The organism is Phenylobacterium sp. (assembly GCF_020402505.1).
Lineage (GTDB): Bacteria > Pseudomonadota > Alphaproteobacteria > Caulobacterales > Caulobacteraceae > Phenylobacterium.
The window spans coordinates 1-12,893 of sequence record NZ_JADBZL010000066.1 but is presented as its reverse complement, the minus strand read 5'-3'; the positions used below and the strand labels follow the sequence as shown (position 1 = coordinate 12,893).

Here is a 12,893-nt window from a genome sequence, read left to right as displayed (position 1 = left end):
TCGTCTCACCCCGGCCTACTTCCTCGCCCCTGTCTTGGCCCTCGCCGTCGCCTCTCTGGCGTCACTTGCAGGTTAGGCGTTCAGACGGCAGCGCAAAGGGCCCCTGACGGGGCCCTTTTTTGTTGCCGCTCCGTCAGGGACGAATTGAGAAGGTCCTCCCCAAACATTTTTTACAAATGTATCTTTACATCGCTCAGATGTGTGCTATCTAAGCGGTGTTCAAATCGAACGGCCCGCTCCCCCCGGGTTCCTCAAGAGAAGGTGTTCGTCCATGTCCTCGCCCCGCCGCCCCACCCCTGTGATCGAGAGCCTGATCGATCGCTCCACGCCAATCTTTCTCCTGTCCCTGACCTTCGTCGCGGCGATCGGTAACCTGATCCTGATCCTACCCTGAGGCCGCGCGCCTCCAGTCCAGTCTCCTCCCCTGGGGGCCCTGAAGAAGGGCCCCCTTTTTTGTCTCCTAACCGTCACTGGGCGTAGCAGAGAGAATCGCTTCCATACTGGCTCGAGACAGGTTCCGAGCGCAGGGAGGTCGGTCTTCACACGACGGCGTCAATTATCTGCCCGCAGAGCGCGGGTATCGGGGGCGGACCATGCAGGTCCTTGATCGGGCCCCTTCCGGCTGGCCGGCCCTGGTGCTCAACGCCGACTTCCGGCCGCTGAGCTACTATCCTCTCTCGCTGTGGTCCTGGCAGGAGGTGGTGAAGGCCGTTTTCCTGGATCGTGTGGATGTCCTGTCCACCTATGACCAGGAAGTCCGCTCCCCAGCCTTTTCCATGCGCCTTCCTTCTGTGGTCTCCCTGAAGGCCTATGTGACCCAGGATCGTCCGCCTGCCTTCACCCGGTTCAATGTCTTCCTGCGCGATGGCTTCGCCTGCGCCTACTGTGGTCGCGGTGAGGATCTGACCTTTGACCATGTGGTCCCGAGATCGAGGGGTGGTCGCACAAGCTGGGACAACATCGTCGCCGCCTGTTCCCGCTGCAATCTCGACAAGGGCGGACGTACGCCGGAGGAGGCCCATATGTCGCTCAGGCGACGCCCCGTCCGGCCAACATCCTGGCATCTCCAGGACCAGGGGCGGCGGTTCCCGCCCCATCATCTGCACGAGTCCTGGATGGACTATCTCTATTGGGACGTCGAACTGGATCCCTGAGTGACCAGGATCTGCGGTCAGATCTTCTCGCTGATCCGGATCGCCGCCCGGCACCCGAGCCGGATGGCCGCGGCGAGAAAAGCGTAGCCGGGCGCCTCCCGGGCGCCTTCCTCCACGGCGAGATCCCGATGCGCCAGCTCCTCGTCGCGGAAGCCTGAGAGTTCCGCCGCAAGCTCCGGATCCCGGTCCGCCAGCTCGGCGATCTGCCTGGCGTAGTGGTCACCGATCACCGTCTCGACGGCCTCCGTGCAGGCGTGGGCGGCCTTCTCTCCCAGCAGAGCCGTTCCTGCCCCAAGGGTGAAACCCGCCAGTCGCCAGAGCGGGGTCATCAGCGTGGGGCGCACGCCGCGTTCCGCAAGCAGTGTCTCGAACCTCGCCAGGTGCCGGGCCTCATGGGATTCCATCTCCTCCAGCTGACCGGCGATCCGTTCCTTGCCCGCGGCCTCTCCGAGGACGGCCCGCTGCCCGCGGTAGATGTGAACGGCGCCGAGCTCGCCGGCGTGATCCACCCTCAGAATTTCCGCCAGGCGGGCCGCGCCCGCCCCGGCGCCGGGCTTTCTGGGCGCCTGCGTCATGCTGATTTCCTTTCCCACCGCCAGGCGAGCACGCCCAGACCCGCCCACGCCAGCGAGGCCAGGGCGTTCCAGCCCGCCATCGACAGCCCCAGCAGACGCCAGGCGGCCGTATCGCAGGCCGGCGGCCTGACCTTGAGCGTACCGTCCAGAAGGCCGGCCAGGTTCAGGCTGGATACCGACCCCCCGACGCCCGAGCAGGCGCCCGGACCCGGCCACCACTTCCACTCCACTCCTGCGTGGTAGGCGGCGAGGCCTGCGCCGAAAAGGAAGATCGCAGCGAGGAGAAGCGCCAGCCAGGGCCGCAGCGCCTCAGCCTTCCTAGTCCGGAGAAGGCCGATCCCGACGAGGGCCACGGCCCCAGACACCCAGTAGACCTCTCTCTGCTGCAGGCAGAGGAGACAAGGCGCATAGCCCCCGAACCGCTCGAAGGCGTGGGCTGTCGCCAGCATGGCGGCGCTGATCGCCAGGGCGATCCCGGGCCAGGCCGCCGGCAACCGATCCTTGAGTCCTGCGGGGAGATCCACCATGGCAGCCTTATCCTCCGAAACCGTTCCCGGACCAAGTGGCCCCTCACCTCGCCAGGGTCCTGCCCATCCGGATGAGCATGGCTCGGTAGACCTCAGGCCAGGCCGAGAGCGCGGGAGGCCTGGAACACCAGGAAGGCCGCCGCATAGGCGAGGCCAAGCATGTAGCCGAACATGACCGCGGGCCAGAGCCAGCCGCCGGTTTCCCGCCGGACCACGGCGAGGGTGGCGATGCACTGGGGCGCGAAGACGTACCAGGCCAGGAAGGCGAGACCGGAGGCCAGGGTCCACTGGCGCGACAGGATCCCGGCCAGGGCGCCCTCCTCGCCGCCCACCGCATAGATGGCGCCCAGGGCGGCGACGGCCACTTCTCGGGCGGCCATGCCTGGGATGAGGGCCACCACCATCTCCCAGCTGAACCCGATGGGGGCGAAGACCGGCTCCAGCCAGTGGCCCAGACGCCCCGCCGCGCTGTAGGCGATGGCGGGTCCCTGCGCGCCTTCCGGGGGCGCCGGCCAGCTGGATAGGGCCCAGATCAGCACCATCAGCGGCAGGATGATCCGGCCTGCGCGGCTGATGAAGGCCCAGGCCTTCTGTGCGAGGTTGCGCAGGACGTTGCCGGGCTCGGGGCGCTTGTAGTCGGGAAGCTGCATCATGAAGAGCTCGCTGCCGCCTCTCCAGAACACCTTGCGGATCAGGAAGGCCACCAAGAGGGCCGAGAGGATGCCCGCAGCGTAGAGGCTGAACATCACAAGACCCTGCAGACTCAGCACGCCCCCGACGGTGCGGTTCGGAATCAGGGCGCTGATAATCAGCGTGTAGACCGGGATGCGCGCCGAACAGGTCATGAGCGGCGCGGTCAGAATGGTCGTGAGCCTATCCTTGCGACTGTCGATCACCCGTGTCGACATGATGCCCGGGACCGCGCAGGCGAAGCTGGAGAGCAGGGGGATGAAGGCCCGGCCATGCAGCCCTGCGCCCCCCATGATCCGGTCCATGAGGAAGGCCGCCCGCGCCATGTATCCGGAGTCCTCGAGGAGCAGGATGAACAGGAACAGGATGAGAATCTGCGGCAGGAAGACGAGGACGGATCCGACGCCGGCGATGAGGCCATCGACCACCAGTCCCGTCATCCAGCCGTCCGGCAAGACGGCCGCGGCGCCGACGCCCAGCGCCCCGAATCCAGCCTCGATCAGGTCCTGCGCCGGGGCTGCCCAGGTGAAGACGGCCTGGAACATCAGGAACAGCAGTCCCAGAAGGATAGCGACGCCACCGACGGGGTGAAGCAGGAGCGAGTCGAGGCGTCCGGTCAGGGTGTCCGGCCGGCTGGGCGGCCGGACGGTGGCGCGCATCAGCTCCCGCGCCTGGCGGTGGGCCGCGCGGACCTCGGCGGCCGTGGGTTCGCGCCAGCCCGATGGCGGGGGTGTTCGCATCCCATCGGCCTGGGAGGCGGCGAGCTCGAGAAGGGCCTCCAGCCCCCTCTTCCGGGTCGCCACGGTCGCGGTGACCGGGGCTCCCAGTTCCCGGGAGAGAGCGTCAACGTCGATGTCGATCCCCTGGCGTTCGGCGATGTCGATCATGTTGAGCACAAAGACCATGGGCAGGCCGGTGGTCTTGAGTTCGAAGGCCAGTCGCAGCACCAGTCCCAGGTTGGTGGCGTCGGCGACGCAGACGATTACGTCGGGCGCCGGCTCGTCGGCCAGCCGTCCCAGGACCGCGTCCCGGGTAATGGCCTCATCCGGGGAGCGCGCTCGCAGAGAGTAGGTGCCCGGAAGGTCGAGAATCCGAAGACGACGTCCGGAGGGAAGGGTCGCTATCCCCTCCTTTCGCTCCACGGTCACACCGGCGTAGTTGGCGACCTTCTGGCGACCGCCTGTCAGGGCGTTGAAAAGCGCCGTCTTGCCGCAGTTCGGGTTTCCGACAAGGGCGACAGTGTCGATCCGGGAAGAGGTCACGCCGCCTCCGGCGCAAGGACCACATTCATCGCCTCGGCCCGGCGAAGGGCGATCCGGATACCGTCCACGCGCACGGCGATCGGGTCGCCTCCGATCGGGCCTTCATGCAGCACTTCAACCCGGGCGCCCTCGACAAAACCGAACTCCAGGAGCCTAAGCTCGATCTCTGCGGCCGTCAGACCATCCCGGTCCCGGTCGCCGCCTGTTCGCACCTTGATGATCACGCCAAGGTCCCCGGGGTGAGCCTCACCAAGAATGAACGGCTCCGCTCGCTCGGGGTCTGGATCGGCTTTCGGCATCGGTCGGGGGTTCCGGAGAAACGGTTGGGTCCGCCTCTTGTGGCTTTACCCCCCTGACTTCGCAATGTCGCCGTTTGAATGAATTGAAGGGCGGCGATCGCTCCACGACGGGTGAACGTCGGGCGTCAACGAGGGCCCTTCTCCTCGGCGAGACGGGTCAAATCCTCGGCGACCTGTTCCAGAACCGAATCCCAGCGCCCCATCACCGACTGTCGGTAGAGCCTGGCGGTCGGATACCAGGGACTATCCGGCCGATCCAGCATCCAACGCCAGTCCGGAACCTTTGAAAGGAGAACCCAGGTCGGTCTGGCCAGGGCGCCCGACACGTGGGCGAGGCTGGTGTCCACCGTGATCACGAGGTCCAACAGGTCGCAGAGAGCGGCGGTGTCCTCAAAATCCCGAATCTCATCGCCGAGGAACAGCACCTGGCTGTTCGCCAGGGCCTCCAGGTCAATTGGTCGAACCTCCTTCTGCAGGCCAACATAGGTGGGCCCCTTGGGAAGATGCGCCGTGAGGTCTGCAACTGAGAGGAATCGATTGTAGCTGGAGATCGAGTTCCAGTTGCCACTCCAGGCCAGACCCACACGAAGTCCATTGGCGGCGCCGAGCCGCCTGGACCAGAACTGACGCCGGTCCGCCCGGCTGGACAGATAAGGCGAAGGGGCGGGTATGGTGTCCAGCCGGGTTCTGAAGGCCAGTGGCAGCGACAGGAGCGGGCAGTGCTCATCGAACTCGGGGAGGGCGTCAGACTCGCTCACCACAGCGTCGACGCCTTGCAGAGTGGAGACAAACCCAACCAGTGGCGAAGGAACTCTCAGGATAACTCGCGCCTGCATCTCCTTGACGAGGGCGGCATAGCGACAGAACTGGAGCGTGTCGCCTAGCCCCTGCTCTGAGTGGAGCAGGACCGTCCGTCCCCTGATCTCCTTCCCGCCAAGCCAGGCCGGCTTGGGGAGCGACAGCATTCCCTGCACTACTCGGCACTCGTAGAGCGGCCAGCCTTCATCGAAGCGTCCGTCGAGGAGAAGCGCCAGCGCCTTGTTGAATTTCGCGCCGGCGAAGTCCGGCTTGAGTTCGATCGCCCTGTCGTAGGCGGCGATCGCCTCGTCCAGGCGACGGAGCTCCTGCAGCACTGCGCCGCGGTTCGCGTGGGCCGCGGCACGCTGCGGCTCTATCGCCAGCACACCGTCAATACACTCGAGGGCCTCCTCGAGGCGGTGGAGTTTTGCAAGGGCGTTCCCCCGGTTCAGATGAGCGTCGACCAGGTCGGACCGCAGGGCTATGGCCCTGTCGAAGCCGGCGAGCGCCTCCTCCAGACGCCCAAGATCCAGGAGTACGTTTCCCCGATTGTTTAGGGCTATGGCGTCCGAAGGATCCAGCGCCACAGCCCGATCCAGGCTCGCCAGCGCCTCTTGCAGGCGCTTCATGTCGCGGAGAATGTTTCCCCGGTTCGAATAGCCCTTTGACGAGCCGGGCCTCAAGGCGATGGCGGCGTCCGTGAAGGCGAGGGCTTCGGAGAAGCGACCGAGGGCTTGCAGGGCGAGGCCAATGTTAGAGCAAGCGTCTGGCTGGGCCTGATCGATCCTCAGCGCGGCGCTGATCAGTTCGACGGCCCGTTCATGGTCCCCGGACTGGTGCGCCGTCAGGCCTAGCAGATGAAGGGCGTCAAAGTTCGACGGTTCCGCGGCGAGAATCTGCTCGTAGAGACGGGCGGCATCGGCCAACCGGCCTTGCTGATGGAGGGAGAAGGCGCGGTGGAGAGTTTCGGCCGTAGGTGGTTCGGGAAGTTGGCGCTGATCTTCGCTGGTCACGGGCCGGTCGCCTCTCGGTAGGCGCCGAAGCGCTATCACCTTACTAACGAAGAGCCTCTCTTAGGCAAGACCGGCAAAAAGTGGGATGCGATCCTGCCGCAGAGGCGCTATCACCCCGGGGCACTTTGCGGGCGTGGCGGAATTGGCAGACGCGCCGGACTCAAAATCCGGTTCCGAAAGGAGTGTCGGTTCGACCCCGACCGCCCGCACCAGTCGCCTCGGGGCGAGAGGCCAACCCCCGAGACAGGAAAGCCGAGGCCGCGAATAATCACCCTGCGCAGTTTGCGCCTGCTCTAGGTCCAGGTGCTGGTCGCCATCGTCCTCGGGATCGCCGTCGGATTCGTCTGGCCCGAAGTCGGTGTCGCCCTGAAGCCCCTTGCCGACGCCTTCGTGCGGCTGATCAAGATGGTTTGAAGCGTCCCGGGTTTTCCGGCGGCGGTTCTTCCGCAAGTGATGCAGAAGTTCCAGCGGCTGGGCGCCAATAAGACTACCACGCGCCTCGTCAGTCCCTCGGGTTAGAGCTTCAATCTGGATGGCGCCAACATCTACATGACCCTGGCGATCCTGTTCCTGGCTCAGGCCATGAACGTCCCGCCGAGTCTGGGGCAGCAACTTACGATCCTGGGCATCGCCATGCTGACTTCGAAGGGCGCCAGCGGGGTGACAGGCGGGGAGTTTATCACGCTGGCGGCCACCCTGCCTGTCGTCGCGGACATTCCGATCGCCGGGCTCGCCCTCCTGGCGGGCGTCGACCGCTTCATGAGCGAGTGCAGGGCCCTCACCAACCTTGATTGCGCTCGTCTCCGAAAGGAGCTGGCGCGCGGCCCGGCGCCCCCCGCCGCGGTGTCGACCGCAACAGGGAGCCCCGACTGACCGGCCTCAGGCCGCGGCGCTGGGCCGGGCCTTGGTGCGCTCGAACCAGGCCCGGATGTTGCCGGCCTCGTCCGGGATCGGCTGGCCGACCTGGGCCCCGAAGGCCAGGAAGCAGAAGAGAAGGATGTCGGCGAGCGTGAACCGCTCGCCCGCCACCCAGGTGCGTCCGGCCAGCAGGCCATCCAGCCAGATCAGGCGATCGCGGGCGATTTCCTTGAGCTCCTTCGCGCCGTCAGCGCCCACCAGCTTAATCCGGTTTGCGAAGATGGCGCGGCCCTCCGCCGCCCGGAAGCCGTTGGCCATGGGCTCGCAGATGTTGAGGTCGATGCGACGCACCCACATGCGGGTCTCGGCGCGCTCCTCGGGGGTGGCGCCGATCAGGGCGGGACCCTTGCCGACCTCCTCAAGGTACTCGCAGATCGCGGTGATCTCCGAGATGGTCTTGCCGTTATCCAGCTCCAGCGCAGGCAACTGGCCGGCGACGTTCACCGTTGAGTTGAAGGGGGGGCGACGGTTCTCACCACCCATCAGGTCAACCTCCTGTTTGGGAAGGTCCATGCCCTTCTCGGCGATGAACATGCGCACGACCTGCGGGTTGGGTCCGACGGAGTTGTAGAGTTTCATCCTGGGTCTCCTGCCTCTCCCGCGATTAGCCGGCGGGCGGCGGGGCCCGTCAAGACGGACCCTGCGTCAACCTGAGGGTGCTTGTCCGGATGGGCCCGCCGCGCCTAGGCTGAAGTCAACCACGGGGAGACACCGCATGACCGACCAGCCCATCCTCCTGATCGACAATCCAGCGCCGCACATCCGGCGACTGACCCTCAACCGCCCCGAAAAGCGCAACGCCCTGTCCAACGCCCTGCGCGGCGAGCTGTTTGCGGCCCTGGAGGCCGCAGACAGGGACTCTGACGTCCGGGTGATCATCCTCCGGGGCGCGGGTCCCTGTTTCTCCTCGGGCTATGATCTCGCCGGCGTGGGCGCCTTGCCGTTCCACACCGCCGGGGGCCAGGGCCAGTGGGCCCGGCACGTGGTCGAGGGCTGTTTCCGCATGTGGGACATGTCCAAGCCGATCATCGCCCAGGTCCATGGCTGGTGTCTGGCCGGTGGCTCCGAACTCGCCGTCGCCTGCGACCTCGTCTACGTGGCCGAGGACGCCAAGATCGGCTACCCGGCCGTGCGGACCATGAGCCCGCCCGACAACCAGTACCACGCCTGGATCGTCGGCATGCGGGCGGCCATGGAGCTCATGCTCACCGGCGACGCCTTCGACGGGCTGGAAGCCGTACGCCTGGGCTTCGCCAACCGCGCCTTCAAGGCCGAGGCCCTGGAGGGCGAGGTCCTCGCCATGGCCGAGCGGATCGCCAAGGTGGATCCCGAGCTTGCGCAGCTCAATAAGCGCCTGGTGCACCGTCAGATGGAGGCCATGGGCATGCGCGCCGGCATCCGCGCGGGCACCGACCTGCACGCGCTCGGCTGGCACACTCCCGCCAGCCGCACCTACATGGCGGAACTTCGGCAAGGCGTGACGAAGGCTCTCACGAGCCGGGATTCGACATTCGGAGACTATCGCACCGGGCCAAAGTCTTCCGACTGACTCCGCAACAACGCCCCGGTCAGGCGGAGACGACGGCCTTTGTCAGGCTCTTGGTCAGGATGCCGACAGCCGCCTCGCGGTCAATGCGCTCAATGGCGGCCACTTCCCGGGCCATCCGGTCGAGGGCCGACTCGTAGAGCTGTCGCTCTGAGTAGGACTGTTCCGGCTGGTTCTCGGCCCTGTGCAGGTCTCGCACCACCTCGGCGATCGAGATCAGGTCGCCCGAGTTGATCTTGGCTTCGTATTCCTGAGCGCGGCGCGACCACATGGTGCGCTTCACCCGGGCGCGGCCCTTGAGGGTGGTGAGGGCCTGGCTGACGACATTTCCCTCGGCCAGGGACCGAAGACCCGACACCCGCGCCTTGGCGGTGGGCACCCGCAGGGTCATCTTTTCGTGGTCGAAGGTGATGACATACACTTCAAGCGAGTAGCCGGCGACTTCCTGGGTTTCGATCCCCTGGACCTGCCCGACGCCATGCGCCGGATAGACCACATGATCGCCCACCGTGAACTGAAGACCGTCCTTGCTCATACTGTGATCCCTTCAACGCACCCTGGCGCGTCGCCGTTCTTGTCCTCCGCCCGGGGACAAACGGTCCTGTCCCGCAAAACGTGCGGGTCCGGCCCTGTCTGTTTCCGATGGCTTCCTGTCAGGACACCCTTCGCCTTCCAGGGGCGGAGGTCGACGGCGAGCGACGACTTGTGAACACAAACGCCCCGACGGGACTCCGTCCGGACCAGTGGGACCCTATCACAAAGCTGAGATCAAAGAAAGGCTTGCGCCGTGCAGGCCTCAGGAGCCCTTGCCCGGCTTCTCGCTGAAATACTTCTCAAACTTGCCGGTTTCCCGCTCAAAGTCCGTCGCATCGGCGGGCGGATCGCCCTTCAGGGTGATATTCGGCCAGACCTTGGAGTATTCGGTGTTCACCCTCAGCCACTTGCCGTCGGGCGTATCCTCTGTATCGGGCTTGATCGCATCGACCGGGCATTCCGGCTCGCACACCCCGCAGTCGATGCACTCGTCGGGGTTGATGACCAGGAAGTTCTCGCCCTCGTAGAAGCAGTCCACCGGACAGACCTCCACGCAGTCCATGAACTTACATTTTATGCAGGGGTCCATGACGATGTAGGTCATCGCGGCTCTCGGGCTCCGGGCTCAGGTCGCTTCCGGCGCGGGTTCTCGCGGTCCGCGCCGGGGTTGTCAATGCCGCCGGTCCCTCAGGGTGCGGGCGTGAGTCTCAGGATGCGCTCCGTGGCCGCCTCCACAGCCTTGCGGCTGAAGACCAGCGGGAGGTAGCCGCCCTTCACCCAGGTCTCGAACAGGTCCCGCGCATGCGGGCTGTCGACATCTCCCGACTGCCCGGGCGTGTTGATAAACCGGCTGGAGTCCCAGTCGCCCACATCCAGCACCATCCGGAACGAGGCGCCCGAGGTCACCTGGAAGTCCGCAGGCCGCCAGCTCGCCGCCAGGGGCGACAGGGAGGTCCCGGCCATGGGCGCCGGCCCCACGCTCAGCCCTGCTCGGTCTGCACTGTCCGCAAACGGCGCCAGTATGTGGGTGAACCCCGCCTGGTGCAGCCGCCCCCATGCCCAGGTCGACGGATCCGGTCCCAGGCGCGCCTCGACTTCCGCAACGGCCGCCGCAAGGCTCTCAAGGAGAAGCGCGTCCCGGGTCGCCGCAGGGGTGGGGCCGAGCGTTTGGTCGGGAGCGTCCAGGAGGTCCATAACCGCCGCCAGGTCGCCGCCGCCGATGAGGGCGCGGGCCGCCTCCGGCGCGGCCTTTGCGACCACCGCAGGTCCCAGATGCTTGCCGGTCCAGGTCAGGTAGATGGACGCCGCTGCGCTGTCGGCGCGGGCCGCGCCGTCCCAGCCGCGCAGGAGGTCGAGAGCCCTTGCGGTCTGCGGGTCCGCTGACCGGAGCGGCGCCAGCAGCTTCAGGAGGCGACGGGAGGTGATGTCGGTGGGGTCTGTCTGCAGGGCCATGGCGGCCTCGAGGCTGATCCGGCCGCCGGCGCCCAGGACCTCGTCGATCCTCTGCTGGCGAGACGGGTTCGCCCATTCGAAGCCGACCTTGCGCTCGGCGACGGGATAGTCTGCAGGCAGGTTCATGGCGTTCGCCGTCGCGATGAAGCCCTCCGCCGGGTCCACGCGCGAGGGCAACTGGTCCTGGGAGAGGAAGCCCCGCCACTCGTAGCGCCCGTCGCCAGGGACCGGCAGCAGCCCGTCCCAGTTGGGCCGGGCGGGCGTCCGCCCCGCCGCCACCCAGCCGATCCGCCCGGAGATGTCGGCATAGACCTGGTTCTCGCTTGGGGTCCCCCAGTTCGCCAGGGCGGCCTTGAACTCGGGCCAGGAGCGGGCGTTCATGTAGCCGAGGGAGCCGAAGTAGGCGCTGGCGCCGGGCTCGGCCCAGACCGAGCGAAGGGCGAAGGCCCTGCGCCCCGCAGGGTCTGCGAAGATCACGGGACCATGCCGTGTGAACCTCAGCTCGACGTCTTGCGGCGTCTCCCTGCGCACCTCGATGCGTTCGCGTATCGTCTCCATCCGCACCCATTTGTCCTGGTAGCGGTAGAGGCCCGGGTCCCCGGGGGCGGTCTCGTAGAGGTAGAGGTCTTCCTGGTCGGCGTAGAAGATGGTCAGGCCGAAGGCGATGGTCCCGTTGTGCCCGATCGAAACCCCGGGAAGGGCGGGCTCGCCCGCGCCGATCACCGACATCCCCGGGGCCTCCAGGTGGGTCACGTAGCGCAGGGAGGGCAGGCCATGGTCCCGGTGGGGGTCATTCGCAAGGATGGGTCGGCCCGTGGTCGTCTTCGAGGGTGCGATCGTCCAGTTGTTGGAGCCCTGGGAATCGGCCGGCGAGGCCTCGGAGGCTAGGCGCCGCCGGGCGGCGTCGAACCTCACCCCGCGGGTCGCCAGGTTGTAGTCCTTCAGCACATCGGCCGGGATGGCGCAGGGGTCGAGGCCCTCCGGGACCTTGGAGGTCCACTCGGGTTCCAGCTTCTTGAACAGTCGGTCAGCGCCCGGTCCGCCGGCGCACAGGATGCGCGCCCGGGTCACTTCCATCCCCGCGTTCCGGGTCAGCCCATGGCTGCGGATGCGCACCACGTCCTCCGCCGCCCAGCGGTCAGGGCGGGTCCCGGCGATCCGGAACTCCCGCGGCAAGGGGCGGCGTCCGTCGAGGATCTCGCCGACGTAGGCGTTGATCCCGGCCACGAAGGCCTCGGTGTCCGACCTGGCCGAGCCGCCGTAGGCGGCCCATTCGGCGGCCATGTCCCCGCGATACAGGAACAACCTGGCGGCGCGGTCCTGCTCTGCGAAGTCAGGTCCGAAGTCCCGGGCCAACAGGCCCAGTCCGCGCTTGCGCCAGAGGTCGATCTGCCAGAGCCGGTCCCGGGCGGCGTTGTAACCCTGCACGAAGAAGGCGTCCCGGGCGGAGCGAGCGTAGATGTGCGGGACTCCCCATCGGTCGATGCGGATTTCGGCAGGCGCCGCCAGTCCCGCCACCTTCCGGGCCTCCACCGGCGGTGGCGGCGCAGCGGCGGCCGTGCGGAGCGGCGCCAGGGCCATCAGCAGGATCATCGTCCCGAGAGCGGCAGTTCGTCCCATCATGCTTGGTCCCCCCGGCGCGGAGGCTAGGAGCGGCGGGACGCCGCGGCAAGGGCTCATGGGGCTTCCGGCGGATCCCCCGCGGGCGCCTCGAGGGGCAGGTAGAGCGTCCGGGCCTCCGCCGGGGGCCCGCGGCGCTCCCCCAGGGCCTGGACCTTCACCGCGGTCAGCCGTCCACCTACGGCGAAGACCAGGTGGTCGCCGATACGAACGGCGCGCGCGCATTTGTCGATACGACTCTCCGAGCCGTCGCGGGTCAGACGCACCCGGCCCTCTTCCAGGAACCGGGCCGCCAGGCTGCGGGACTTGAAGAACCGCGCGCGCCAGAGCCAGACGTCGGCGCGGACGGAGGCGGACTCGGTCACCGGGACGCCCGGCGCCGGCGCCGGCCCGGCCGGGCGGCGCGCTTCGGGGTCTCGGGCGTCCGGAGGGCGGCCAGGGCGGAGAAGGGAGAGGCCTCGGCCTTCCCGGACGGCGGACGCGGAGCCGGCCCCCTCCGCCGCCG

14 protein-coding genes, 1 tRNA gene and 1 pseudogene are annotated in these 12,893 nt (G+C 67.4%); 6 read left to right on the top strand and 10 right to left on the bottom strand.

Annotated features, from left to right (window positions below):
• Positions 1–271 precede the first annotated feature (271 nt).
• Together IM632_RS05385 and IM632_RS05380 are read left to right on the top strand one after the other, a co-directional pair.
• A complete protein-coding gene (locus tag IM632_RS05385; protein WP_293513451.1) occupies positions 272–394 on the top strand; it encodes a hypothetical protein in 123 nt (40 codons plus the stop codon).
• Between the two features lie 199 nt (positions 395–593).
• Positions 594–1,154: an HNH endonuclease gene (locus tag IM632_RS05380; RefSeq protein ID WP_293519682.1), complete on the top strand. Its 561-nt coding sequence runs from the start codon at positions 594–596 to the stop codon at positions 1,152–1,154.
• Positions 1,155–1,171: 17 nt separating this feature from the next.
• On the opposite strand, the gene IM632_RS05375 is transcribed toward IM632_RS05380, so the two are convergent.
• The 5 genes from IM632_RS05375 to IM632_RS05355 all read right to left on the bottom strand — a co-directional run bounded on the left by IM632_RS05375 (position 1,172) and on the right by IM632_RS05355 (position 6,231).
• On the bottom strand, positions 1,172–1,729 hold the full coding sequence (locus IM632_RS05375) for a demethoxyubiquinone hydroxylase family protein (RefSeq protein WP_296480198.1): 558 nt from the start codon (positions 1,727–1,729) through the stop codon (positions 1,172–1,174).
• Positions 1,726–2,256, bottom strand: a complete 531-nt coding sequence (locus IM632_RS05370) for a disulfide bond formation protein B (RefSeq protein ID WP_296480200.1) — start codon at positions 2,254–2,256, stop codon at positions 1,726–1,728. The genes IM632_RS05375 and IM632_RS05370 overlap by 4 nt, the downstream gene beginning before the upstream one ends.
• A 92-nt stretch (positions 2,257–2,348) precedes the next feature.
• A complete protein-coding gene (locus IM632_RS05365) occupies positions 2,349–4,208 on the bottom strand; it encodes a ferrous iron transporter B (RefSeq protein WP_296497687.1) in 1,860 nt (619 codons plus the stop codon).
• Positions 4,205–4,507 carry a FeoA family protein gene (locus tag IM632_RS05360; RefSeq protein WP_296480204.1) on the bottom strand — a complete coding sequence of 101 codons (303 nt, stop codon included), beginning with the start codon at positions 4,505–4,507 and terminating at the stop codon, positions 4,205–4,207. The genes IM632_RS05365 and IM632_RS05360 overlap by 4 nt, the downstream gene beginning before the upstream one ends.
• A 125-nt stretch (positions 4,508–4,632) precedes the next feature.
• A complete protein-coding gene (locus tag IM632_RS05355) occupies positions 4,633–6,231 on the bottom strand; it encodes a tetratricopeptide repeat-containing glycosyltransferase family protein (RefSeq protein ID WP_296552075.1) in 1,599 nt (532 codons plus the stop codon).
• 214 nt (positions 6,232–6,445) lie between these two features.
• On the opposite strand from IM632_RS05355, the gene IM632_RS05350 reads away from it, so the two are divergent.
• From IM632_RS05350 to IM632_RS05345, 3 genes and pseudogenes are all read left to right on the top strand, one after another.
• A tRNA-Leu gene (locus IM632_RS05350) sits at positions 6,446–6,530 on the top strand.
• Between the two features lie 91 nt (positions 6,531–6,621).
• On the top strand, positions 6,622–6,732 hold the full coding sequence (locus IM632_RS14485; protein WP_363278470.1) for a cation:dicarboxylase symporter family transporter: 111 nt from the start codon (positions 6,622–6,624) through the stop codon (positions 6,730–6,732).
• Between the two features lie 21 nt (positions 6,733–6,753).
• Positions 6,754–7,104 (top strand): annotated as a pseudogene (locus IM632_RS05345) (cation:dicarboxylase symporter family transporter); the annotation flags it as partial.
• Positions 7,105–7,197: 93 nt separating this feature from the next.
• Here the strand turns inward: IM632_RS05345 and IM632_RS05340 are convergent.
• Positions 7,198–7,815, bottom strand: coding sequence for a glutathione S-transferase (locus IM632_RS05340; protein WP_296480207.1), 618 nt, complete (start codon positions 7,813–7,815; stop codon positions 7,198–7,200).
• A 136-nt stretch (positions 7,816–7,951) separates the two neighbouring features.
• On the opposite strand from IM632_RS05340, the gene IM632_RS05335 reads away from it, so the two are divergent.
• On the top strand, positions 7,952–8,785 hold the full coding sequence (locus IM632_RS05335) for an enoyl-CoA hydratase-related protein (protein ID WP_296480209.1): 834 nt from the start codon (positions 7,952–7,954) through the stop codon (positions 8,783–8,785).
• Positions 8,786–8,804: 19 nt separating this feature from the next.
• On the opposite strand, the gene IM632_RS05330 is transcribed toward IM632_RS05335, so the two are convergent.
• The 4 genes from IM632_RS05330 to IM632_RS05315 form a co-directional block, all read right to left on the bottom strand.
• Complete coding sequence (locus tag IM632_RS05330) at positions 8,805–9,317, bottom strand: CarD family transcriptional regulator (protein WP_296480211.1); 513 nt, start codon at positions 9,315–9,317, stop codon at positions 8,805–8,807.
• Positions 9,318–9,578: 261 nt separating this feature from the next.
• A complete protein-coding gene (fdxA, locus tag IM632_RS05325) occupies positions 9,579–9,920 on the bottom strand; it encodes a ferredoxin FdxA (RefSeq protein WP_296480213.1) in 342 nt (113 codons plus the stop codon).
• A gap of 83 nt (positions 9,921–10,003) precedes the next feature.
• On the bottom strand, positions 10,004–12,391 hold the full coding sequence (locus IM632_RS05320) for a penicillin acylase family protein (protein WP_296552073.1): 2,388 nt from the start codon (positions 12,389–12,391) through the stop codon (positions 10,004–10,006).
• Between the two features lie 53 nt (positions 12,392–12,444).
• Positions 12,445–12,753 carry an RNA-binding S4 domain-containing protein gene (locus IM632_RS05315; RefSeq protein WP_296480217.1) on the bottom strand — a complete coding sequence of 103 codons (309 nt, stop codon included), beginning with the start codon at positions 12,751–12,753 and terminating at the stop codon, positions 12,445–12,447.
• Between the last annotated feature and the right edge of the window lie 140 nt (positions 12,754–12,893).